18 protein-coding genes are annotated in these 23985 nt (G+C 44.7%); 8 read left to right on the top strand and 10 right to left on the bottom strand.

What is annotated here, in order from left to right; translation table 11 throughout:
• Together F6K37_RS09375 and ribD are read left to right on the top strand one after the other, a co-directional pair.
• Positions 1-427: WD40 repeat domain-containing protein (locus F6K37_RS09375; protein ID WP_287249714.1), on the top strand; the 427-nt coding region annotated here is incomplete at its 5' end.
• A 144-nt stretch (positions 428-571) separates the two neighbouring features.
• Entirely contained in the window at positions 572-1690 is a 1119-nt protein-coding gene (ribD, locus tag F6K37_RS09370; protein WP_287249712.1) for a bifunctional diaminohydroxyphosphoribosylaminopyrimidine deaminase/5-amino-6-(5-phosphoribosylamino)uracil reductase RibD, read from the top strand.
• A 115-nt stretch (positions 1691-1805) separates the two neighbouring features.
• Here ribD and F6K37_RS09365 read toward each other — a convergent pair whose 3' ends face one another.
• The 3 genes from F6K37_RS09365 to F6K37_RS09355 all read right to left on the bottom strand — a co-directional run bounded on the left by F6K37_RS09365 (position 1806) and on the right by F6K37_RS09355 (position 5230).
• Positions 1806-2597 (bottom strand): amino acid ABC transporter ATP-binding protein, encoded by a 792-nt coding sequence (locus F6K37_RS09365; protein ID WP_008186452.1) that lies wholly within the window; start codon positions 2595-2597, stop codon positions 1806-1808.
• Between the two features lie 213 nt (positions 2598-2810).
• Positions 2811-4028, bottom strand: coding sequence for an amino acid ABC transporter permease (locus F6K37_RS09360; protein ID WP_008186454.1), 1218 nt, complete (start codon positions 4026-4028; stop codon positions 2811-2813).
• A 29-nt stretch (positions 4029-4057) separates the two neighbouring features.
• Entirely contained in the window at positions 4058-5230 is a 1173-nt protein-coding gene (locus tag F6K37_RS09355; protein ID WP_008186458.1) for an amino acid ABC transporter permease, read from the bottom strand.
• A gap of 436 nt (positions 5231-5666) precedes the next feature.
• Between F6K37_RS09355 and F6K37_RS09350 the strand changes: the two genes are divergently transcribed.
• Complete coding sequence (locus F6K37_RS09350; protein ID WP_131827038.1) at positions 5667-5846, top strand: hypothetical protein; 180 nt, start codon at positions 5667-5669, stop codon at positions 5844-5846.
• A gap of 16 nt (positions 5847-5862) precedes the next feature.
• Here F6K37_RS09350 and F6K37_RS09345 read toward each other — a convergent pair whose 3' ends face one another.
• Entirely contained in the window at positions 5863-6903 is a 1041-nt protein-coding gene (locus tag F6K37_RS09345) for an amino acid ABC transporter substrate-binding protein (protein ID WP_008186464.1), read from the bottom strand.
• Between the two features lie 617 nt (positions 6904-7520).
• Between F6K37_RS09345 and F6K37_RS09340 the strand changes: the two genes are divergently transcribed.
• The 3 genes from F6K37_RS09340 (at position 7521) to F6K37_RS09330 (ending at position 11974) form a co-directional block, all read left to right on the top strand.
• On the top strand, positions 7521-9206 hold the full coding sequence (locus F6K37_RS09340; protein ID WP_008186466.1) for an EF-hand domain-containing protein: 1686 nt from the start codon (positions 7521-7523) through the stop codon (positions 9204-9206).
• Between the two features lie 10 nt (positions 9207-9216).
• The gene (locus tag F6K37_RS09335; RefSeq protein ID WP_008186468.1) at positions 9217-10221 is read left to right on the top strand and encodes a nucleoside hydrolase; all 1005 of its coding nucleotides are present in this window, start codon (positions 9217-9219) and stop codon (positions 10219-10221) included.
• A 103-nt stretch (positions 10222-10324) separates the two neighbouring features.
• Positions 10325-11974, top strand: a complete 1650-nt coding sequence (locus F6K37_RS09330) for an urea transporter (RefSeq protein WP_008186470.1) — start codon at positions 10325-10327, stop codon at positions 11972-11974.
• Between the two features lie 102 nt (positions 11975-12076).
• On the opposite strand, the gene F6K37_RS09325 is transcribed toward F6K37_RS09330, so the two are convergent.
• Entirely contained in the window at positions 12077-14257 is a 2181-nt protein-coding gene (locus F6K37_RS09325) for a glycosyltransferase (RefSeq protein WP_502887733.1), read from the bottom strand.
• Between the two features lie 984 nt (positions 14258-15241).
• Here F6K37_RS09325 and F6K37_RS09320 point away from each other — a divergent pair.
• Positions 15242-15514, top strand: a complete 273-nt coding sequence (locus F6K37_RS09320) for a DM13 domain-containing protein (RefSeq protein ID WP_083373936.1) — start codon at positions 15242-15244, stop codon at positions 15512-15514.
• A gap of 313 nt (positions 15515-15827) precedes the next feature.
• Positions 15828-15992, top strand: coding sequence for a hypothetical protein (locus F6K37_RS09315; protein WP_287249705.1), 165 nt, complete (start codon positions 15828-15830; stop codon positions 15990-15992).
• 549 nt (positions 15993-16541) lie between these two features.
• On the opposite strand, the gene F6K37_RS09310 is transcribed toward F6K37_RS09315, so the two are convergent.
• The 5 genes from F6K37_RS09310 to F6K37_RS09290 all read right to left on the bottom strand — a co-directional run bounded on the left by F6K37_RS09310 (position 16542) and on the right by F6K37_RS09290 (position 23984).
• A complete protein-coding gene (locus F6K37_RS09310) occupies positions 16542-17756 on the bottom strand; it encodes a bifunctional sterol desaturase/short chain dehydrogenase (RefSeq protein ID WP_287249718.1) in 1215 nt (404 codons plus the stop codon).
• 265 nt (positions 17757-18021) lie between these two features.
• Positions 18022-18771, bottom strand: coding sequence for an ABC transporter ATP-binding protein (locus F6K37_RS09305; protein WP_083373939.1), 750 nt, complete (start codon positions 18769-18771; stop codon positions 18022-18024).
• Positions 18772-19114: 343 nt separating this feature from the next.
• Complete coding sequence (locus F6K37_RS09300; RefSeq protein WP_287249702.1) at positions 19115-19333, bottom strand: hypothetical protein; 219 nt, start codon at positions 19331-19333, stop codon at positions 19115-19117.
• 201 nt (positions 19334-19534) lie between these two features.
• Complete coding sequence (locus F6K37_RS09295) at positions 19535-20044, bottom strand: chemotaxis protein CheW (RefSeq protein WP_287249700.1); 510 nt, start codon at positions 20042-20044, stop codon at positions 19535-19537.
• Between the two features lie 286 nt (positions 20045-20330).
• Positions 20331-23984, bottom strand: a complete 3654-nt coding sequence (locus F6K37_RS09290) for a hybrid sensor histidine kinase/response regulator (RefSeq protein WP_502887732.1) — start codon at positions 23982-23984, stop codon at positions 20331-20333.
• Position 23985: the final 1 nt, after the last annotated feature.

Raw genomic sequence — 23985 nt, 5'->3', positions numbered from 1 at the left:
TGCCGATAAAACGATTAAAATTTGGGATATCAACACTGGGGAAGAGCTCGACACTCTCAAAGGTCATGAGAGCTTTGTGAATTCTCTAGCCATAAGTCCGGATGGACAACGATTGTTTAGTGCTAGTGCTGACAATACTATCAAAGTCTGGAATCTAGATACTGGGGAAGAAGTCAACAGTCTAAATGATCATACCAATTATGTGGAAGAATTAGCTATCGGTGCTAAGTGTAAGAAGTTGTTCAGTGGAAGTGCAGATAAAACCATAAAAGTGTGGGATTTTGCTAATGAAAAACTAATCTATACCCTAAATGGTTTTCCAAATCCAATTGAATATTTTGCGATTAGTCCTGATTGCCAGACAATTGCTACTAGTGGTGGTAAAAAGATAATCAAACTCTGGCAGGTGCCACAGTTAAGTAATTAGTTTGTAAGTAATTAGTGTTCGTGAGCTATTGGTTAGCAATTTCGATTTGCTGATGTTTAGAGGTAAAGTTAGTTAAATGCTGATGAATGTAATTAATGATTACAAATAACATTTCAATAGTAACAGACGAATAGTAACAGACCAATGGATAACTCTCCTGTGACATCTTTTCCTGAAACTCCTTTGGCGCAAGCCATGATACAGCGGTGCATCCAACTAGCACGGCAAGCCCTGGGACGTACTACACCCAACCCTTTAGTGGGTTGTGTAATTGTCCGGAATGGGGAAATTGTCGGGGAAGGGTTTCATCCCGCTGCTGGTCAACCCCACGCGGAAGTGTTTGCCCTCTCAGAGGCTGGGGAAAATGCTCAGGGAGCAACGGTTTACGTGAATCTGGAACCCTGCAATCACTATGGTAGAACCCCTCCTTGTACAGAAGCGTTAATTAAGGCTGGAGTCGCTAAAGTAGTGGTGGGGATGGTGGACCCTGATCCACGGGTATCTGGAAAAGGTATTGAACGGTTAAGGGCGGCTGGGATTGAAGTGGTGGTAGGTGTGGAAGAGAGTGCTTGCCGTCAGCTCAATGAAGGCTTTATTCATCGCATTCTTTACCAGCGTCCATTGGGAATTCTCAAGTATGCCATGACTTTAGATGGCAAAATTGCTGCTACTAGTGGTCACAGCAAATGGATTACAGGGGAAAAGTCCCGCAGTTGGGTGCATCAACTACGATCAGCTTGCGATGCAGTGATTGTGGGCGGTAATACGGTGCGTCAGGATAACCCCAATTTGACTAGTCACAATCCAAACGCACCGAATCCCCTACGGGTGATCATGAGTCGCACCCTCGACTTACCCAGAGATGCTCGTGTTTGGCAAACGGATGATGTGCCTACGTTGGTGTTTACAGAGGTCGGAACTGAGGGTGATTTATATCAACATCTGGTCAACCAGGGTGTAGAGGTGGTGGTATTGAATCCCCTGACTCCTTCTCAAGTAATGGCATATTTATATGACAGGCAGCTTTCGAGGGTGTTATGGGAATGTGGTGGTATCTTAGCTGCAAATGCGATCGCAGATGGTGCAGTCCAAAAAATCTTAGCCTTTATTGCTCCAAAAATCATCGGTGGTCACGGTGGTCCCTCACCGGTAGGAGATTTGGGCTTGACACTCATGACTGATGCTCTAACCTTAGAACGAGTCAGTTGGCGTCAGCTAGGATCGGATTATGTTGTCGAAGGTTATATACCTAATAGGGAGTAGGGAGTAGAGTCGGGAGTCGGGAGTCGGGAGTCGGGAGTCGGGGTAAGAAAATTTACTTTACCTTATTCAAGGCTATTTAGTGCTGGGCGCAAGGCTATATTTATAAAAAATATATCTATAAAATTTGAGATAAAAACTGCTTAGTACGTTCATGTTGAGGATTGTTGAAAAATTCCTGGGGTGTACTTTCTTCCACCAACTTCCCATCAGCCATTAGGACCACTCGGTCTGCGACTTCTCTAGCAAAACCTACTTCGTGGGTAACGCAAACCATAGTCATCCCAGAATCAGCAAGCGATCGCATGGTATCGAGTACCTCTCGCACCATCTCCGGGTCTAGAGCTGAGGTAGGCTCATCAAATAACATGATTTTAGGCTGCATTGCCAAAGCACGGGCAATAGCTACCCGTTGCTGTTGTCCCCCTGACAGTTGACCGGGATACTTCTTAGCTTGTTCGAGAATACCGACTTTCTCTAACAGCTGCATGGCAATTTCTTCAGCTTTTGCCTTTTTCCAGCGCCGCACCCAAATCGGAGCAAGGGTAACATTTTGCAGCACAGTGAGGTGAGGAAATAAGTTAAATTGTTGGAAAACCATCCCCACTTCTTTGCGAATAGTATCAATGTTTCGCAAGTCATGGGATAGTTCAATGTTATCAATAATAATTTTTCCTTTTTGATAGTCTTCTAGAGCATTAAATGTCCTAATAAAGGTGGATTTACCAGACCCGCTAGGCCCCATGATCACCACTACTTCTTTTTTCTTGACTTCTAGACTGACACCACGCAGAACATGAAATTGATTGCTGGTGTACCACTTATGAACATCTTGAGCGATGATCATGGATTCGGTATCTCCGGAATTGACTGGGTCTTGAGAAGCAGTGATTGGTTGTTGATTTGTCATAATTCTTTTCCCTTGAGTAAGGTTCGATTGGGTTAAAGGTTAAAGGTTAAAGGTTAAAGGTTAGAGATTGTTCGCCTTTGGCCTTAGGTGAAGGGTAGGTTACAGGTTAAAAGTTACAGGTTATCAATTATAAATTATGCTTTCCTTTGTTAAGGCTCTAATCTTTAACCTTCAATCTTCCTTGCTAGTACCTAATCTATCTATGATCTAGATTCAATGGTCTACATTTAATTGTTTTTCGAGGCGTCGGCTGGCTGTGGACATGGCGTAACAAAATAACCAGAATAGGACTCCGTCGAATAGATACACTTCTTGATAGGGGGTTTCAAATTTGGCTTGGGCAAAGATAGAATCACCAATACCAAGCAACTCTACTAGACCTACAACAAATAGGAGAGTTGTGTCTTGAAACAGACTAATAAACTGACCGACAATAGCAGGAATAACAGCTTTGAGTGCCTGAGGTAACACAATCAGCCCTACGGATAGGGGAGTATTTAAACCCAATGCTTTGGCAGCTTCGATTTGACCTGTAGGTATAGATTGCAGTCCTCCTCGTACATTCTCTGCTAAGTAAGCAGCACTAAATAAAGTCAGACCGATTATTGCCCTTAACACCCGGTCTGGTCGCATTCCTTGTGGTAGAAATAGTGGGATAATTACTTGTCCCATGAACAAAATCGCAATCAGAGGTAGTCCTCGGATTAGTTCAATGTAAAGGATAGAGAAGCCGCGCACAACTGGTAAGGTACTTTGTCGTCCTAAGGCTAGTAATACACCTAGGGGAAAACAGATTAAAATACTGACGACTGCGGCTAAGACATTCAGCAGTAAACCACTCCATTGATTAGTGGATACCTGTTTTAGTCCGAGTCCTCCTCCCAGAAGCCACAGGAAGATTAATAAAGCAATAAACCAAGCTAAAGGTAACCAATTCCCCAATTTCGGTTGAGTCTTAGCAACCTGTTGTGCTCCCCAAGCACTAGCTACCAGTAACACTACTATTCCTAAGAGCAATAAGCGATAGGGAATTGCTACTGGAAATAGCACTAAGATAGCACCACTGATCACAAGAGCTATTAACACATTGCGACTAAATAGAGTAGGAACATTTCTTGCTAAAACTCCCCAAGTTATCCCGGAGAGGAATACAATAATCCCCAGAATCAACCATGGACGCCAGTTTTCTGTGGCGGGATAGGTTCCTACAAAAAATAGACGGAAGTTAAGCTTAATAACATCCCACTGGGCTTCAGTCGTTGCCCATGTTATCAAGCCTTTTACGGTTACGAATAGAAAACCGAAAACAGTAACCGTTAGTATGCTATTATACCAAGTACTAAATAAATTTTTCTTTATCCAGGTAACTGGATTAACCTGTAGTTCAGGGGGTGGTGCTAGTTCAGGAGGTTGAGAATTAACAGTAGTCATTATCTAGTTATAAGTCAACAGTTAACCAATTATCTTTCCTGCAATTGAACTGTCCGATTCAATAGGTTCATTACGAAAGAAATGATCAGGTTAATGGTTAGATAGGTCAGGGGTATGATCACCACGATTATTTCGATTTCATGACCCGCTTGGTTGAAGGTGGTTTGAGCAATAGAGTAGATATCTGGATAGCCAATAGCAGATGCTAAACTAGAGTTTTTGGCTAGGTTCATATACTGGCTGTTTAGGGAAGGGATAATTACCCGCAAGGCTTGGGGAAAAATAACTAACCGCATAGCTAAGCCTGACTTCAGTCCCAAAGATCTTGCTGCTTCCCACTGTCCCTTCTGTACTGACTCTATTCCAGCTCGGACAATTTCCGCGATAAACGCACCTGTGTAAAAGACTAGACCAGCTAGTAAGGCACAGAACTCAATAGTTAGCCGGAGTCCGCCTTCAATATTACCTGTGTCGATAACTTCTTGCGGTCTTTGCCAACCAAAACCGATGATGATAATTAAGACAGCAGCAATTGCGATCGCAATTAAAGCAATTAACTGGGGCTGACCGGATTGTGCTTGTTCTACCATCACTTTAGTGCGCCACTGCCAGATGAAAACTGCTGCGATCGCACCGACTAGCAAAACCACCAACCACAGAAACAGCTGGGTGGTGAAGGGGGGCCAAGGAATATAAATTCCCCGCTTGCTCAAAAATATCGACCCAGGTAACTGAATTTTTTCCGACAGTTTTGGCAGTTGGAAGAAAACCCCAAAGTACCAAAATAGCAATTGCAGCAGCAGTGGTGTATTGCGCACCACTTCCACATACACCAGACTCAGCTTACTCACTAGCCAATTGTCAGAAAAACTAGCTATCCCGGCGGTAATACCAACAATAGTTGTCAGGATAATCCCAAACACCATCACCCGCAATGAATTGGCCAGTCCGATCAATAAAGCATAGCTATAGGGGTCAGTGGGTTTGTAGGGAATGGGAGTATCGCCAATACCAAATTTGGCTTGATCTTGGAGAAAATCAAACCCCAATTTAATCGCTTGTTGCTGAATATTTCGGCTTAAGTTGGTGCCTAGCCATGCCACGACCCCAATCACCACCAGCACAAATAGGACTTGTATGGCAATGCGCCAAAATCGGTCATCCCGCCACAAAGGAGGCTTTTGACCTATATTGCTTGTCATTGGTTAGTTGTTTAGGTTGAAGGTTACAGGTTGGTTGGTTGAAGGTTGAAGGTTGGTTGGTTGAAGGTTGAAGGTTGGTTGGTTGAAGGTTGGAGGTTGGTTTAATGTTGGAGGTTGGTTTAATGTTGGAGGTTGGTTGAATGTTGGAGGTTGGTTGAAGGTTGCAGGTTGGTTGAAGGTTGGAGGTTGTAGGTTGGTTAAAGGTTTTAGGTTTTAGGTTACAGATTTTAGGTTTTAGAGGCAGTTTTCAAAGTGTTGGATGCTACTCGAAACCGCTCCCTAGCCCCCCTTTGGGGTTAATTTGGCTCAAAGTCTCCCAGATTTCGGGGATAATCGTGGCTCATGCCAAACATTTGGTACTTCTCAAAGATCCTCTTAGGTTTTAGGTTTACTGTTAACAGCCAACTTTCAACATTCAACCTGCAACCTTGGCCTATTGGCCACGCTACGCGAACAACCAATCAACCTTGGCCTATTGGCCACGCTACGCGAACAACCAACTAACCTTGGCCTATTGGCCACGCTACGCGAACAACCAACTAACCTTGGCCTATTGGCCACGCTACGCGAACAACCAACCAACCTTCAACCAACCAACCTTCAACCTTCAACCTGAAACAGTTAACAATCCCTTAACGGAAGGGTGGAGAATACAAAATACCCCCACGAGTCCAGAGGTCATTCAGACCCCGATTGAGTTTGAACTGAGAATTTTTACCCAAGTTACGGTCATAGACTTCGCCGTAGTTACCCACGTGCTTAATCACTCGCGCTGCAAAATCATTTTCTAAACCGAGACCTTTGCCTAAGTCACCTTCAACACCCACGAAGCGTTTGACAGTCGGGTTAGGACTGTTACTCATTTGTGCCACATTCGCCTTAGTAATCCCTAACTCTTCGGCTTCAATTAAGGCGAAGGTCACCCACTTAACTACATCAAACCAAGCGGAGTCATTATTAACAGTTACTGGTCCCAAGGGTTCCTTGGACATAGTAACATCTAGAAGTATATGATCATCAGGCTTAGGCAGAGTGCTACGTTTGGCCAATAGTTGGGATTTATCAGAAGTCATGCCGTCACAACGTCCTTCGTTATAGGCAGTATAGGCAGGGTCTGCTTTCTGAAATACCACTGGCTCAAATTCGACACCTGCTTCCCGCATCTTGTCGGTTAAATTCAACTCAGTAGTGGTTCCAGTTTCCACACAGACGGATTTTCCTTTAAAATCTTTGAGTGTCTTAATCCCACTGTTTTTGCGCACCATCATGCCCTGACCATCATAAAAGGTAGTAGGGGCAAATTCTAAGTTATTGGTAGAGCTATCTCGGCTAAGAGTCCAAGTGGTATTGCGCGAGAGCATATCCACTTCACCATTCCGGACGGCGGGAAATCGCTCCGTGGAGTCAAGGTTACGGTACTCTACTGCTTTTGGGTCATCAAACAAAGCAGCAGCAACTGCTTTACAGACATCCACATCTAGCCCGGAGTAGTTACCGCTCCCATCCACAAAGCTAAATCCGGGAATGCCACCGTCAACACCACAAATCAGCTTGCCACGGCTCTTAACTATATCTAAGCGGCTTTGTTTAGCGCTTGTCCCACCTCCTTCACAGGCTGTTAAGGGTGCAACTAATACTAGAGTGGCTAGTACCAGAGAACTCCATTTAGGCATAAGTTTTTTCTTGGTCTTGTTTTTTAGATATACAACGGCCTCACGCGATCAGCTGACATGAGCTTCCGCTGCTTAAGCTTGCTTGCATTTTAGATCAAGTTGGTTAGATTACTTATGTAGCTAGATTAGTTATCTAGCAAAGGGAACTGGGAGTAGGGAGTAGGGAGTAGGGAGTAGGGAGTAGGGAACTTCCGATCAAATCAAAAATTATCACAATTCTACACGGATTGCTATCCTATGGCACGGCTGCTAATGGGTAAGTAAAGTAGACTTCGCCGCAGTTTTCGAGAACTTCAGACCAGGGAACTTTAGTTATTGTAGTTACAAACTCTTAATTGTAATTCTTTTTAAGTTTTTTTGAAAAAAAACTAAGGTGGTAATAAGCAGGACAGGCACGTTAAAGAAATAAGTATTTATAGACTACAGGTAGTCCTAAATCACGACCAAACCTCAAGTCTTTAGATGTTCCGGTGCCTGCTCCCGATGCATCTGTGTATTCAGCAACGCCGTCACTGGCATCAGTGTCATTCTTAAGATTTTAATTATAATTTTTGCTGATCTCTTTGTTTATCATTTTTCTAGATAAAATTACTGAAACCTAAAAATTACTTACCGTCATGACAACTCCTCGATTGTATCTGCCGAAACCCCGAGAGGCGGTGGGCAACTATCTCAGAATCATTTCGATCAATGATGTTTACGACATCAAGAATTATCCCTACGTGGAAACAGTGATTAAATCCCTAAAGGAAACATCGGAAGATGCCGTGGTGATTGCCTGCCTCAGCGGAGACTTTCTCTCTCCTTGTTTGATTACCTCACTAGATGGCGGTAAAGCCATGCTGGACGTGCTCAAGGTAGTCAACATTGATTATATTTGCTTTGGCAACCATGAATTCGATGTCAGCCTGGATGTCCTAGGTGAGCGTTTCAAAACCTACGAAGGAAAATGCTTAAATAGCAACATCTTGGACTTGCCAATTGTGGATGCCAGTGGTCAGCCACTACCAAAATATGAAATTGTTGAAGTAGGTTCCCATCGAGTTGCCTTTGCTGGATTTTGCACTAACAATACCGATATTTTCAGACCAGGGACGAACCTAACCATTCAACCCATCTTTGATGCTTTAAAGGAAACCTGGTCTAAGTGTTCCAATGACGCAACTATGCTGATTCCACTGACCCATCAGACCATTGCCGAAGATCGGGAGCTAGCCACGGAGATCCAGCAAGATCACCAACTTAGTGGTAAGGTTCCTGTAATTGTTGGGGGGCACGAGCATGAGATTTATATTGAGAAAATTGAGCGGAGTCTGATTGTTAAGGCTGGTGCTGATGCTACTAATGTGGTGGTTGTTGATGTGTGGTGGGATGCTTCCGAGCAGTGCCATAGTGCTGTTCATCTGTTGCCAGCCAGCCATTTTGATGCCGATCCCAACGCCCAAATGTTTGTAGAAATTACCCAAAATTTTCTAGGTTCGCTGATGGATGTGGAAATTTTTGATGTGAAAGAATCCATGTCCTCTAAACGGACGCGATTCCAACCCGAAAAAGTGGCCTCAACCCTATGTTCTTATATCAAGAAAAGCTTGAATAATGTCGATCTAGTGATGCTCCAGGGAGGATGCGTTCGAGGTAAGCGAGACTATGAAAAAGGAGCAGGATTTACCTATGGGGATTTGTTAGAAGAGCTGCCATTTGACACCGAAATTGCCTTGATTCAGGTGCCTGGGTACGTCTTACAAGAGGCCATTACCGAAACTCGCAGCACCCCCGATCGGGAAGCACCCAATTTTCTCCATGCTGATTTTGATGTAGTAGTTGAAGACTACCCCAGTCTGAAAATTGTTAGCATTAACCACACCCCATTTGACCCCCAAAAAATGTACACCCTCGGTATTTATCAATTCTTGCTGACGGGGCTTAATGAAATCAAACCGTTGCTAGATTATGTTAAAGCAAACGGTGGTGCTCCCCCTTTGGAGCAATGTCTACCTGGCAAAAACCTGATTATGGAAAGCTCCATGAAAGATGCCTGGAGAGTCCTGATTAATTATGAGCAATGGGACGCCGATGGCGATGGGGAAATCACCAGAGAAGAGCTAAAACAGGGTGTCAAAAATGCCTTTGCCTTTCTCGATCAAAATCAGGATGGCTATATTTCCCCGCCAGAACTACGGGCAGCATTGGCAGAACGGACAGGCCGCACCCAGAAAGGATTAATCAGCCTGATGTTTGAGGTATTGGATGTCGATAAAGATGGTATGGTGTCGATGGATGAGCTGGCATCGTTAGCAATGTAAGGAGAATACAATGGTTAATTCCCAAGCCCGTCCCATGATTATCGATACTGATGGGGGTGTTGATGATGCCCTCGCGATTATCATGGCCCTGAATTGTGAACAAATTGAGCTCAAATCAGTCACCGTGTTAGCTGGCAATATTGATGTTCATCAAGCTGCCAATAATGTGTTGCGGGTGATTGACATTGTCCAACCAAACCAGCCTCCCCTGGTGGCAAAAGGCTGTGAAAAACCTCTGGTACGTCCTCCCTTCAATGCTGCAGGCATTCATGGCTCCGATGGACTGGGAGAACTGGATCAGTTCAAAAATGCTGATGGCAGCCCTTGCTATCCCCAACTTACCATGGAGCCTTCTTCAGAAGATGCTGTTGATGTATTGCTGAAAGCCGCCCAGGAATATGGCAGCGACTTGACCATTGTGGCTCTAGGACCATTGACCAATATTGCAACAGCTCTGCAGCGCGATCGCACCACCCTGCAAAAGGTAGGCCGCATCGTGATCATGGGTGGAGCGGTGAAGGTTCCGGGCAACATTTCAGCTGCTGCCGAGTTTAACTTCTTTGTGGATCCTGATGCAGCCCAAATGGTAATGGAATCGGGCATTCCCCTGACCCTGGTGGGTTTGGATGTGGCTATGAAGGCACCCCTTCCCCGAAAAGATGTAGAGAATTACGCTCAGAAACATCCGTGGCCTTTCGGCCACGCTACGCGAACAGCCGTGGCTCAGTTCATTGCCGATTGCACGGGCATTTATATGGCATTCTATCGAGACAACGAAGGTTTCCACGGCTGCTACCTGCATGACCCATTAGCTGTGGGTGTTGCCATTGATCCGAGCCTGGTTTCTACAGAATCGGTCTATATGGTGGTAGAAACTGAAGGAAAATTTACCTCTGGTATGTCCCTGGCCGATCTGCGCGATCGTCGGGATGAAGCCACCTATCCTCCCAATGTAGAAGCCTGTTTGGATGTTGATACTGATCGTTTTCTAAAACTATTTTATGAACTGATTTAGAGCAATTCAGTCCTGAGCACAAACCACATCCTTAAGGTTTTAGCCCTGTTCAAGAAATAGCCGCACAGGAGTCGATCTCACCCAAGAAAAGCATCAATTTACCATGTCTCAAACATCTGAAATTTCTCAAGATAAACCTCAACCTTTGCCCCTCCATGAGTTGTTATCTCGTTTATTGAAGTCAGAGAAAACCTCTCATCGGCATCCCTTGCCCATCATGGGAACTCTGCAAGACCTCAACCAAGCCTGGGAGCGGCGTCCGCTGTTAGATTTTATCAATGCTAGTTTACGGGGTATTGGTCAGGTCGGGTTTGCCAATAATCCTATCACTGGACTACTCATTACTCTTGCGGTTTTTCTTCAGTCGCCCTGGGTAGCCTTGATGCTAGTTGTCGGAGTTGTTGTGGCAACCTGGACGGCCTATTTGATGGGTCTTGATCGCGCCAGTATTCGCAATGGGATTTTTGGCTTAAACGGAGCCTTAGTGGGGCTGGCTTTAGGAACGTTTGGCACTTGGGGCAATGGTACTGGAAACTTGCTTTGGGTACTGGCGGTTATCATTTGTGCAGCCCTGAGCACAGTATTGATGCAGTATATCGGGCTATGGATGGCCGTTTATTTAGGGCTGCCCTCTATGGGAGTGCCATTTCACATCGTCACGTACAGCTTTCTGGTAATTGCCCTCTACGTTCCGCAACCCTTCTTTGAATTAGGGGCACCACCGCCCTTCCCTAACCCAGCTGAATCCCTAGATGGGGTAAGCATTTTATCCGGCCTAATCACCGGAATTGGTCAAATCTTTTTTTCAGGCAGCTTAGTATCTGCCTTGTTAATTATCATTGCCTTGGCCTTGTGTAGCCCCATGGGAGCCCTGATTGCGGTTTTAGGGTCGGTTATTGGTTTGGTCACTGGCATGGTACTGGGGGTAAATCTCAATGTGCTGTACGCTGGACTGTGGGGATACAACTCAGCATTAACGGCAATTGCTATTGGCGGCATTTTCTATACCCCTAATCGACGAAGCCTTTTGTTTGCAAGTGGTGGAGCCTTTGGGGCAGCCCTGATTGCCTGGCTGCTGAGTCTGGTAATGACACCCTTGAAACTGCCAATTTTGGCTCTTTCCTTTCATCTGGGTACTTATGCCTGCTTCGTAATCTTACAGCGATCGCTTTCTTCCTTGGTGCCTGTTGCACCCTACTCCATTGCTAGCCCCGAAGAACATCGATTCCGCTACCTCACAGCCAAGGAAGTGATTTCGGCCTTCCGTCGGCAGTTGCAGGGAGCCATGCTTGGGCAGCATCACAAGGTATTATTTGATAAAGCACCCCAAGAGCTCAAAGGTGACCTGCGTTACATCTTTGATGCTATCGACCGGGATCAAAGCGGTAGCTTGTCTTTGGAAGAACTTAGCTATCACTTCCAGCAGGCGGGGCATAGCATCAGTGACGATGAACTCAACTTTGTCTTTTCCAGCATGGATGTGGATAACAGCGGAGAAATAGGCTTCGAGGAATTTGGGGAATTGCTGCTGCGCCACCGTCGTCTGATGTCGAGACTTAATGAGTTTGCCACATACTTTATTCCCATTGATAAAAATAAGAATGGAGTGGTTGAGCTAGACGAAATGAATGTCGTGTTAGCCAGTGTGGATCAGCCTCCCCTTTCAGAGGATGAAGTGACCTTTTTGCAACAGCGAATTGGAGGCAAAGAGCTTAACTGGGAAGGATTTCTCGAATTGTTGCTAGTGATTTAGATCAATTGATTATGTCTAGTTTCTAGCTACTATGATTCTAGCTACTATGGTCACCCCGCCAGAATTATGATAAATAGGCACTAGTAAAGTGTTGATAGTTTCTCAACTCCTACCCTGGCGATCAAATAGTACTCGGGGTTTCAGCAAAATCTTAAACAACAGTAAAAGCGATCGCATTTCTGATGGACTTTCCCGTCGCTGCCATCGACCCGGACGGCAAAAGAGCATCTCTACCAAAGTGCGATGCTCTTGGAGAGTTAATGGGTCAAACATAATCCGTAGAGTAGCTTCCTCACCACTGTTGTCAATTTCAGTAACTACTCCTGACAACTTTAGCTTTTCCTCGATCATCTCTAGTGTCACTGGCAACGGTTCAGTGGCAGTGTTTCCGGTATCGAATCGTAAATCAGCCACCTCGGTCAAAGCCACTTGAGCACCAATTTCTGAAATCTTGGTGGTCATACCCCAGACGGTCTGATTTCCGATCTCAAGCCGCACCACTCGGCGCAACTTGAACCACTGGTAAAGGTCAGGATTGGGGACATCCAGTACAATCAATAAAGCAATACCCAACATGATCAGGTTATAGATACTCCAAATCCAACCTAGACTCAGACCTTGAATCATCTGAGCGTCAGTAGCTGATATCCCACTCCCCCAATACATCATAGAAGTACTCAAATTTTGCCATAGGCTCACTGCTGTAGCGATAAATAGGATAATCAAAGGTAATCCCAACTTGGAGTTAAACACAAAGCGATCGCGTTTTACCCCTTTGGGTGTTACCTTAAATCCTTTACCAAAAGGATTGAGCATAACTTTTATCACTGTCAAGCTCAGAGGAATACACCAAGGCAATGAGTAAATATCCGAGAACAACCCTGACCGGGAACGGAGGTTTAACCAGGAAAAAACCGTGAGCTGTATCAGATAATAAGGTAGCAAGAAATACAACAATTCAGCAGCCGTTGCTTGTAAGGGAATCACCCCTAGAAAGGAATAAGCTAGAGGCATTAACAGGAATCCGAAGCGAGATAAACCGGTAAACCAATGTAGTAATCCGTCTAAATGCGCCAGTCTTTGGATCGGTTTTAACCCCGGAATAGTTAGAGGGTTGGCATCAATAAAAAATGCCTGTAATGTTCCTTGAGCCCACCGCAATCGTTGAGCTACATGGGCAGCAATATTTTCTGCAGCTAAACCAGCACTAAGTTTTTCATCTAAATAAATAACCTGGTAACCCATTGCTGCTATCCGAATACCAGTAAAGTAATCTTCAGTCAAAGAATCGGTTACAAAACCACCAGCCGCTTCTATAATATCACGTTTCACAACAAAGGAAGTTCCGGCACAAACCACACCGCCAGCACCATCCCTGATGGGCTGAAGTTGACGATAAAATACCTCTTCTTCTGGTAGTAGCACATCTTCTAAACCTAAATTGTAGGCAATCGGGTCAGGGTTATAAAAGCTTTGAGGAGTTTGGACTAATCCCACATTACTTTTTTTAAAAAAGCCTACGGTGCGAGTCAGAAAATTTTTATTCGGAACAAAATCCGCATCGAAGAATACAATTAAATCCCCTGAGGTTTTTGAAATAGCATGGTTTAAGTTTCCGGCTTTGGCATAGGAATTATCTGGACGAGTGATATAGTGACACCCCAATTCAGCAGCTAGCTCTTTGACATTTTGACGTTTGGTATCATCTAGTAAATAAACCTTTTTGTTGTCATAATCTATCCCTTGACAACCCATAATTGTTCGCTTTAGGATAAAACAGGGTTCATTATAGGTTGGGATTAAGATATCCACAGAAGGATTAAACCTTCCTGAAATAACATCTAATGATAACTGGGAAGCCTGAGCGCTACGGTTTTTGACCCTTAACATTAAAAATAGCTGGATAATACTGCTGGTTAGCAACAACATTTCCAGGAAAAATAATCCTAGGCTAAAGAAACCATTAAGGGGATCCACTAAATTCAGGGTAGAGAAGATTCGCCAGAGCAGATATCGTGCCAATAGTGCTAGCAAAATCCCCACCACTAGATTTCTAGACCAAGTGCGAGGACGGGGAGAGATTTTCGTGACCCCCAGGACAACAACCATTAAAATAATCGTTGGTAGCAATAAGTAGTGCTGCTGAGTCACCATTGGTGCTTCCAGCCACATCGGTGGGTTTCTTTGCCAGACATGCAGCTGAGCAAATAGCTGGGTAATCTGCCCCTGACCAGTCAACCAAGCTAAAGCGATCGCACTAAAACTAGTAACTAGAATCAGCATCACGACCGTTGCGGCTCGTAACCTAAAAACTTGTTTGTTAGAAGAACACCTAGAGTTTGGGTAGCTCACTTTGGGAACTGTCATGTCTAAAAACAGGTATAGCGCTGTGGGCAGGGAATAGGGAATAGGACATTAAAAAGTGTGGTATTATAAAGGTTATAGCAATTATTTGCCCCTTGAATTTTACAACACTATTACAGCCATTACTGTCTCATAACTTGTTATTTTAAACTCAACCAAACTAATAAAATAGTATGTGACTAATCTAGATGATATTGATAATAGATTAATAGAACCTGAGCCAAATATTAAAATTTACTTAACTTACCAATTTTGGGATATATTAATGGATAAAATTTTTAATGAGCTAGAGTTTAGAATTACTCAGTAAATTTCTTAACCAAAACTCAGACTACTGCCACCGAAGACTAGACATAATAGCAAATAGAGTAATGTTTCCACGAGATAGATAATCTGATGAAACTTCACTATTTAGCGATCTTTGGTGCCTAAGCATTCAGCCGTCAGCCGTCAGCCGTCAGCTAAAGGCTCACGCTACTTGAGGTGCTTTTTGGCAAAGGCTTTGGCCTTGGCCTTTCGGCCACGCGTGCGCGTTTGGCCACGCTGTGCGAACGACCCTGGGACTTCACTCAGCATTATTCCAATGCTTACTTGTTGTCTTGATCCCAAGCGCGAGTGGGGGAAACCATGGCAGACCGCGAGTGGGGGGAACCCCCTTTGGCGGCACTGCCTCCCCAAGACCGTAATGGTGCGCTTACAGTCGTCGAATTAAATTCGCCACGGGTCGCACCTCTGCATCGCTTATTCAAAAGCTGAGAGCTGATAGCTGATAGCTGATAGCTGAATACTTACTTTGGTGCTACTGCCTTTTTAAGCGTAGGTTGTGTAGCAGGAGTACCTGGGAATCAGAGTACTGTTCAGGCAAAACCCTCTACCTCTACGTCTAGGACAACCAAGATTGATGTGTCCACTGTTCCAGCTGCTGAACCAGCTAGAACAGTGGCACAGGCAACAAGTAGATCAGGAAATTTTGTAACAGCAGCCCATTCTACTCAAGGCATGGTAAGTTTAATCACAGACAATGGACAACGTTACCTGAAGTTTGACGAAACCTTTAAGACCGACAACGGATCCGATTTAATGGTGCTCTTGCATCGCCAAACTGTCCCCAAATCCTACAGTAAGGAAAATTATCTACTGGGGAGGTTGAGAGAAAAGAATACCCCGTCCTCTTAGAGGTTGTCTGAGAAGTCTCATTTGCTACATCCAAGCCCCCGTTGGTCCCCCAATTTTGGGGGACTTCTACCAGCAAATTGATTCTTGTTCCCCCCAGAATTGGGGGGCTAGGGGGGCAAAATTCAGTATCAAAAAACTTGGGAGATATCCTCTTAGGTCGGGGATGAATTTTCGACAATGTTAATATAGGAGATAAGGATCTAAAAAAACTGGGTATTGACCCTACTCAGCTACCTCCGGTTCGGGGGAAAGTTACGCCCTAGGAGATAACAGCCAATTAGGTTGTGCCTGGGAATCCCCATTCCTGCGACGGATGGGGAAGTTCAAGAAAGTCTTGGTCGTCTTCAGCAGGTCAGTGGCACTCAACGGTACCGTATCCCTGCTGATGTTAATCCAGAAGACTTTAGCTTCATCCGCTCTTATGCCCCACGTCCGCACTGAAAGTCGGCGTGGGATGAATGGCGGACAGAAACTATAATTTCGTTCCCATTGTCTATAATAAAAGTAGTAGGGTAATCAAAATTAAGAGCTAACCGCCACCTACGTTCCTAAAGATAGAACTTTTTTGTATTGTTCCGGTGGGTCGGGGCATCCCGGAGACGAAACCTTAGAATAGGGTTTGAAGTTACCGTAAGATAAGGTCGCCTTTTTGGGTTGTAGGTTATGCAGAAAAGGTTTAAAACTATTGTTATAAAGGCGACCTTATCTAAGGTTTCGTCTCTTGCCTTAATCATAAAGTTTTAACTCTTTACCCATAGCCGACTAACCATAAAGGCTGCCCTATTTTTGCGGTAACTTCTGACCGTGTCGTTAATAAAGCTTGCTGAGTATCCTAACCGTTGGGTGGAGTTGGCAAGAAGCCCACACTTAACTCAAAGAGTCAGTGTGGGAGTATGTCACCTCTTTAGTCATATGGTGCCGTAAATTCAACGTCACCTTGGCCTTTCGGCCACGCTACGCGAATGGCTACGCCACCCTTAGTAATTAGTAGCACTAATTAGTAGCAATTAACGCAAGTTCCTAAGGACTAATGACTAAACAGCCTATAGTATAGGCTGACAAAAAATTCCTTGACTGGAAACGCTAAATAGGTTATGGGATTAATAGTCACAATGATGTTACGCACATCACGAGTGGCTAGATTAAGGATTTGCTGGGCTACCCAATCCGCTGACATGACCCCAATCGGATTGAGATTACTTTTAAATGGTCCAAGGATTAGTTTACGTACTACACAAGGAGCATCTAGACGACGCAGGGTAACTAGGTCTCCTAGGGTACGTTTGCTCAGTTCATACAAAGGACTAAACGCTGGACTAACTTCCGCTTCCGAAGTATTAACCCAAACTTCCTTGCGAGCAATATCTTGGTTCGTCCGAACCGTGGATAAAAACATCTCCAGCAACCGCCAACTTGATAATGTGTTGACCTCGTAGGATTTTGCGATCGCATCGGCTGTCCGTTCTTGATGAACATTGATGCCGTGATTGAGAATTAGAATATCCACATTTTCCAAATGTGGGGCTAGTTCTGACTCTTTACTCACTTGCCAAGTGAAGGTTTTTACTGGCAAGCTTTCACCATTGACACTTAAAGTAACAGTTTGTTCTTGGGAGGTCAGAGCAATCACTTTTGCTCCCCGTTGCTGGAGATGGTACAATAGTGACTGTCCCAGAGTTCCCGATGCTCCCGTCACTGCAATAGTTTTTCCTTGGAGCGATAGTGCTGTCCCCATCAGTTTGTCTACTAAAGTCAATGTGCCGCCATAGTAAGCCTTTTGGTTATCAAAGTGATGTCGCCAATGGTAGCTGCGATTTACCATCCAACGGGAAGGAGGACAGAGGAATGGACCCGGAAGGTGGGTTCCATCAGTCAACTTATCGGCTCCCTTGATGCCATAGCCACGAGCGATCGCACCAAATAGAAATACCATAGTGTACACAGAACCAGCCAAAGCTGCCCAATGCAGATTTGGTGTCCAGGTATAAGCCAACCACCATACCACCAAGCCTAACATTAGCATAACCAACGCTTCTGGCACATCATTACGCCAGTGCGCCTGTCGATAAATGGTATCACTGACAGCAGTTAAATCCTGACGGAAGACCCGATGATGCCACACATGCAAGCGATACAGAGGTGTCCAGTGATGGGACAGGAGGTGATAGAAGTCTCGCACCAGTTCTACCCACAGAATAGAACCCAGTCCCAAAACCCCTATAGCTAGCCAGAAATTTACCATAAACATGATTATGATGCCTAGAGTGAACAGTAATTTGTCGTGTTGGCAAATTGCCCATTCACATCATAATTAGGTAGGTACAAATAAAACTAAGATGTTGAGGGTGAATCATTAACACTCACCCCTCACCCCTCAACTTTCACCCCTCAACTTTCAACCTTCAACCTTCAACCTTCAACCTTCAACCCTCAACCTTCAATTCTCAACCCTCAACCTTCAACCTTCAATTCTCAACCCTCAACCTTAAACCTTAAACCTTCAACCTTCAACCTTCAACCTTCAACATACCATCTTCCATATAAGACACTTGGTCAGCTACATCGATAATACGAGGATCGTGGGTTACCATTAGCACTGTGCAGCCTTTTTCCTTAGCCAGACGACGCAGCAACTCAATCACTGTATGACCACTGTGAGAGTCTAAAGCTGCCGTTGGCTCATCTGCCATAATTAGGGGTGGCTCTTTAGCTAAAGCCCGCGCGATCGCTACCCGTTGCTTCTGTCCCCCTGACAAGTCACTTGGTCTAAGATGTCCTTTCCCCTCTAAACCAACCTGCTCTAATAACGTTTTTGCCTGCTGTCGAGCATTTACCCCCCGAATTCCCTTAATGTTTAGCACAACTTCCACATTCTCTGCTGCTGTCAGAGCTGGAAATAGGTTGAAGTGTTGGAAAATAAAGCCAATGTGTTCTCGTCGAAACTCTGCCAGCTTAGTTCTAGACATACCGGTAATTTCTTGACCCAGTAAATAGACTTTTCCCAAGGTCGGGGTCAGTAATCCGGCCAAGATTGACAAAAGGGTAGTCTTGCCAGAGCCAGACGGTCCCATTAAAAGTTGGATATCACCACGTTTGACTTCCCAGTCAATTCCTTTGAGGACTTGAACACGGTTTTGTCCTGACTGGAAGTCCATCTGCACCCCTTTAGCAAGAATGGAGCGTATACCATACTTAGGTAAATCTATAACTTTAGATACTTTAGAGCCGCCCTTAATCAGTTTTTTGGGAAACACCATATATTAAACTTTAGCAGCACCAGTTGACTAGACTCTTAGGTCGTACTGCTGGAAATTGACGACTCCCCATCGCTAAAGCTAGGGGATTCTGGCAGGTTGATCTGCGCACCCGCGAGCTACACTGAATAGAAACGTTTTGTTTCACATCAGAGGGACTCGCCATAAGTCCTACTGCTAGAGATAAGACTTACTATGCTACATCTTATCTCTAGATGCGTTTTGTCGGATACTTGTTCCGACTGCTTCTACTTCACCCTTATAGTGCTAAGCAACAGTGCTATGCATCGTAGATAGAAGCGTAGGTGGAAGCTACACCCGTGAACTACCAGACCCTGAGCTTAAGCTAAAGCACTGGATTCCGACTTAACAAGGAATTGCCTAAATTTAGTTGCCCAAACCCAGGTCTGATATTCCTGGCATCAGCAGCAGTCCTAGTTTCTAAGACCGATGATTCTGCTTGGTTGGTTTTTTGGCAACAAGGTTTTTTGACTTGGTTATCGACAAAGCGCGTTTTTGATGCTAGCAACTTCTTGGCACAATTCCCAGAAAAAGGCTCTCCCATAGGAAGCTCATCAAGCACGGATAGAGCGCGGGACTTCCCGCTTAACCTTTAATTCTGGCAGATAGCCATTACATAATTTGAAGTATAACAGAAATCTCATCCACTGGGACTATTCCCATTCCATAAAGCTAGGGGCGAAGATAGCTCATAGCTGATTGCTCAATGCTTCACCCCTTTTCCCTTTCCCTGTTCACCTTTTCCCTATTCAGAAACCCAAGGAAGCAATTGATTAACATCTAGCAAAAAGACTGTCAAAGATGTATTTTCTTGGGGAATCACCGCAACATGACTAGCAATTCCTAGGGTATCAGCTTGACGAAAAGACTCTGGTAGGGTACGAATATCAGTCACGGAAACCTCTATCAAATTCGGTGTTTTGAGTACAGGGATCCCAAATCCTTCACCCCTCGTATTTTGAGCAATCAGCAGGAAACGTCCTGGGTTAGAAGTGCTGATTTGGCTAGATTTAAATAACCGGCGATACAAGTCGATAATAGGAATTTCCTGATCATCGATATGGGCAATGCCAATATCATTGAGTCCACTGCTATAAACAGTTGTATAATTAATTACTTTGTTGACACACTCAATCGGAAAGGCGAAATTGATGCTGTCTATTCTAAAGACCACTAATTTCAAGAATGATGTAGCCTTCTGATTTGGCGATCGATGAGTATCATTAAGCTGGGAGTCAATTAAGTTATTTTTCATGATGTCAAATTCATAGTGTTAGAATAAGTATGAAGGATGAAAGATTCCAAGTCTTATGATCAGGATTTGGAAGCAATAGGAATTGAATGGAGTAACTCACCATACTAAGTTTGTAAACTTAGGATTAAAAGTATAATGATGCCCGATAATTCAAGGATATGGTTGCAAGTAACTGATTAGTCGTGGACACCCCTCAAGAAGCTAATTGCTAATTGCTGGCTGATTAGGAATGGCTGATAGCACATCAAGTAGCTTGCGCGTAGCGCATTAGCTGATATATTAATACTTAAACTTCAGATTTACTTTGTTCAATAATTTTTTTGATTTTTCCAATAAAATATTGTTCAATATAAGGTTTAGTAAAGTAAGCGTTAGCCCCCAAATGCATTGCTAAACGCTGATGTTTTTCACTGCTACGAGAGGTAAGCATTGCTATAGGAATTTTTGATAACTGAGGGTCTTGGCGACGTTGACCAAGAAACTCAAAACCGTTCATATTCGGCATTTCAATATCACAAATTATCATCTGCACTTTGGAACTTTGCCGCAATTGTTCCAAGGCTTCCTGTCCATCCCGAGCCTGTAAAACTCGGTAACCCGCTTTTTGCAAGCTCATAGCCAAGGTTCGTCGTAAACCGGTAGAATCATCCACAATTAAAATTGTGGGAAGTGGAGCAGTTTGAGCAGGAGTTTGAGTCCGGTTAACCGATGACTTTTTCTTAGCGGTAGCTTCGAGTATATTGGACAAGGTTCTCGGTTTAGTCTCTTCCTGGCTTTGAGCTAAAAATTGCTCTAGCAGGGCGTTACCATCGATCACCGGAATTAAACTACCATCCCCCAAGATGGTACAACCATAGGTATAACTGGGAGCCGCAAGGGCTTTGCCAAAGGGTTTAATCACTAGCTCTTGCTCTGTGATCACCCGATCGATTTCTAACGCAAAAGCCTGCTGGTCTCGACGCATTACTACCAGAGGTAATGCCCAATCTTCAGGGGTAGGAACATAAACTAAAGCCTTGCTAGGATTGACTTCCCTGACTGGACAATTATATTCCAAAAGATCAGACATGGTATAAGTGGGAACCATTTGTCCGCGCCAGAGCAAAAACCGTTTTGTCCCAGATTTTTGCATCTGATCCCCCTTGGGAACCACAATTTCTTCAATACTGTCTGACGGTAAAGCGATAACAATTGGGCCGACTGTAGCAATTAGTAATTTAGCAATGGTTAGAGTTAACGGCAGGCGTAGGGTAAAGGTTGTACCCTTACCTGGGGATGAGGTGACAGAGATTTTACCTTTGAGAGCTCGAATTTGAGAGCGTACTACATCTAAACCTACTCCCCTACCAGACAGTTCACTGACTTTAGCTGCGGTAGAAAATCCTGGCTCAAAAATCATCTTTAACAGGCGGGATGGAGGAGCTTTAGCAATTTGTTTGGCTGACAACAATCCCTTGACCAATACTTGGTTACGAATGCGTTCAATATTGAGACCTTCACCGTCATCCTTGACTTGAATGATGGTTTGATTGCCTTTATGGTAAGCTCGAATTTCAATTTGTCCTTGCTCTGATTTACCTCGTTTCCGCCGAATTTGAGGGGATTCAATGCCATGATCAAAAGCATTCCGGAGTAAGTGTAGTAAGGGGTCATAAAGTTTTTCCAAGACTGCTCTATCCACCAAAACCCCTGTACCACTAAGCTTGAGTTTGGCTGGCTTGTGGTGTTGGGTAGAAAGATCCCGTAAAGCCCGGGGAAAGCGGTTGAGTACTTGACCCAGAGGCAACATCCGCGCCCACATCAGCTCGTCTCTTAGCTGAGAAAGCATTTGCCGCTGTTGTTCCAAGGTCTGATCAGACTGCTGGGCAAATAGGGTTATATCCCCCACGGCTTCTTTAAGCAGCATCATTTCTTCTTGTAGTCCTTGGATCAAAGCATGGACGTTGCTATAGCTATCCATTTCCAAGGAATCAAATAGGGGTTTGTTCAATGGGTCTGACTCACTCTCTAGACTCTTTTGGCCTGACCACGTTACCGATTGCTGGGGTGAGTTTCGCTCACCGACAGAATTCGCCCCTTGCTGATTCCACTCATTCTTACTAAGGGAGGCAAAGCTAGGATGTGAGACCATTGATCCAGCACTTGAGGCACTAGCTAGACTCTGATCAGATAATTCTTGTAATTGACTAACAAAGGTTTGACAAAGTTCAAATCTTTGGGTAAGCTCCCGCACTGCTGCTTGTAATTGTTCATTTTGCAGCCCAATACTATTGCGGTTGATCACCAGTTCCCCTACCAGATTGTTCATCCGTTCTAGTCGCTTTAAGTTAACCCGGACTGAACTCTCAGGGGAGATAGAGGTTGAACTTTGCCTGGGATGGTCTGACCGCTTAGGAGTAGCTTGATTAGGTCGAGTAGGTTGATGCTCCTGGGATTTAGCCGATTGAGTGGTTTGGTTGATAGCTAATTCATTGGCTAGGAATGCGGCTGCTGGTAGGGTTGGTGGTGATGGAACATCTGCTTTAGGCATATCCTGGAGCGGTGGCAGGCTTTCAAAGATTTGTTCAATCTTTTCTACTGCGGCTTCCAGGGTTTTTGGGACCTCTAGGGATGAGTTCTTCCGGGGAGCAGAAGCAGTGCTTGATGGATTGGGCGAGTTCGCTACTGGTTTAGATCCTGGGGTAGGGTCAGCCTTAGAGTTACTCAGGTCTTGCTCCGAGCGTTGAACAGTTTCTGCGGTCGGGGAAATGGTTTCCTCTGGGAAAGATGCTTCTTCCTCTTGGACTGGGTTAACTTGATCCTCTGAAGGTGTAGATTGATCAGATGGTAGGTCAAGACTTGCTTGCCCCAAGTCACTAGTTCTGAGATCAGCAACAATCGGTGCGCTCAGAGGAACTTCCTGAGCTGGCAGGTTCACTTGGGGCTGCTGGCCAGTGGTTTCCTGGCCTAGAGCAACGTCTTCAAAGAGTAAGGTCTGTTGATCTTGGTTAAAGTTACTAAAAATATCAGTAACATCAGCTGAGTCGGTAACCTTCCAAGATGGTGGGTCAACAGTTGCTTGATCTAGGTCAGTTTCCTGATCGGCAAGGGTGGGTGAGGTCTCGAAAGTCTCTTCACCTAGTGGATTGAGTTGGGATGGTTCGGTAGCGGTTTGCTCGGATAAGGTAAAGTCATCAAAGGCATTGGTTGCTTCGCCTAGGTTAAAGTCACTAAAGATATCTTCAAATTCAGAGGTGGTATTTAGACTATTTGTGATGTCATTAGTCGGAGCGGCAGGAGCTTGTGTTAAAGCAACTAGAGCAGTCGAGGGATTTCCCCCTTGAGTGCGATCGCCTGCTAGTACAGCAGCTCGTCCTGTTGTAAAATCAGCTAGGGCCAGTTCAATAATTTTCAGGACTTGGTGGGGATTTTGCTCTACTGCCGCTATAGCCGTTTGGGCAATCGCGCCAAATCCGGACAAGTTCAGTAACTCGGCAAAGCCAGCAAATACCTCTGCTTGTGCCTTTAATTCCCCCACGACCTCATAATTTTGGGGATTGGCTAAAACCGCAGCAAGACGTTCTAGTCCCTGAGCCACATCAACCTCAAAAATAGAGGATACAATATCAATACCTAAGTCACCGGAACTAGGAATGTAGTTATGAACCTGTGTAAGGGCATCACCGAGTCGTTCTTCAATCTGGGCATAAGTGGATTGAGCACTGGCTAGCGCTTGCTCTGGGTCAAAATAGCCTTCCTGAATTTGCTGGATGAGGGGGTTCCGGAGGCAGTCATAAGCTTTGAGCAGCAAGCTTTCTAGCTCAGTATCAAGTTGTACCTCGTCGCTGTAGAAAGCCTTGAAGATATCTTCGAGACGATGAGCCAAGGTTTTAATTGCCTCTAGCCCAACACTGGCAGCACCTCCCTTAATGGAGTGAGCGGCTCGCATTAAATCGTGGATT

It is taken from the genome of Moorena sp. SIO4E2 (assembly GCF_010671945.1).
In the GTDB taxonomy this organism is placed as follows: Bacteria; Cyanobacteriota; Cyanobacteriia; order Cyanobacteriales; family Coleofasciculaceae; genus Moorena; species Moorena producens.
Note: the sequence above shows the minus strand (reverse complement) of the source record. Positions and strands in the feature narration are given on the sequence as shown.

Excerpts from the sequence above, each read along its gene's own strand:
- F6K37_RS09355 (WP_008186458.1), bottom strand. The coding sequence starts at position 5,230 with ATGACAAGCAATATAGGTCAAAAGCCTCCTTTGTGGCGGGATGACCGA.
- F6K37_RS09360 (WP_008186454.1), bottom strand. The coding sequence starts at position 4,028 with ATGACTACTGTTAATTCTCAACCTCCTGAACTAGCACCACCCCCTGAA.
- F6K37_RS09335 (WP_008186468.1), top strand. The coding sequence starts at position 9,217 with ATGGTTAATTCCCAAGCCCGTCCCATGATTATCGATACTGATGGGGGT.
- F6K37_RS09325 (WP_502887733.1), bottom strand. The coding sequence starts at position 14,257 with ATGCTGATTCTAGTTACTAGTTTTAGTGCGATCGCTTTAGCTTGGTTG.
- F6K37_RS09310 (WP_287249718.1), bottom strand. The coding sequence starts at position 17,756 with ATGGTAAATTTCTGGCTAGCTATAGGGGTTTTGGGACTGGGTTCTATT.
- F6K37_RS09305 (WP_083373939.1), bottom strand. The coding sequence starts at position 18,771 with ATGGTGTTTCCCAAAAAACTGATTAAGGGCGGCTCTAAAGTATCTAAA.
- F6K37_RS09330 (WP_008186470.1), top strand. The coding sequence starts at position 10,325 with ATGTCTCAAACATCTGAAATTTCTCAAGATAAACCTCAACCTTTGCCC.
- F6K37_RS09295 (WP_287249700.1), bottom strand. The coding sequence starts at position 20,044 with ATGAAAAATAACTTAATTGACTCCCAGCTTAATGATACTCATCGATCG.
- F6K37_RS09365 (WP_008186452.1), bottom strand. The coding sequence starts at position 2,597 with ATGACAAATCAACAACCAATCACTGCTTCTCAAGACCCAGTCAATTCC.
- F6K37_RS09345 (WP_008186464.1), bottom strand. The coding sequence starts at position 6,903 with ATGCCTAAATGGAGTTCTCTGGTACTAGCCACTCTAGTATTAGTTGCA.
- ribD (WP_287249712.1), top strand. The coding sequence starts at position 572 with ATGGATAACTCTCCTGTGACATCTTTTCCTGAAACTCCTTTGGCGCAA.
- F6K37_RS09300 (WP_287249702.1), bottom strand. The coding sequence starts at position 19,333 with ATGGGAGAGCCTTTTTCTGGGAATTGTGCCAAGAAGTTGCTAGCATCA.
- F6K37_RS09315 (WP_287249705.1), top strand. The coding sequence starts at position 15,828 with ATGGGGAAGTTCAAGAAAGTCTTGGTCGTCTTCAGCAGGTCAGTGGCA.
- F6K37_RS09340 (WP_008186466.1), top strand. The coding sequence starts at position 7,521 with ATGACAACTCCTCGATTGTATCTGCCGAAACCCCGAGAGGCGGTGGGC.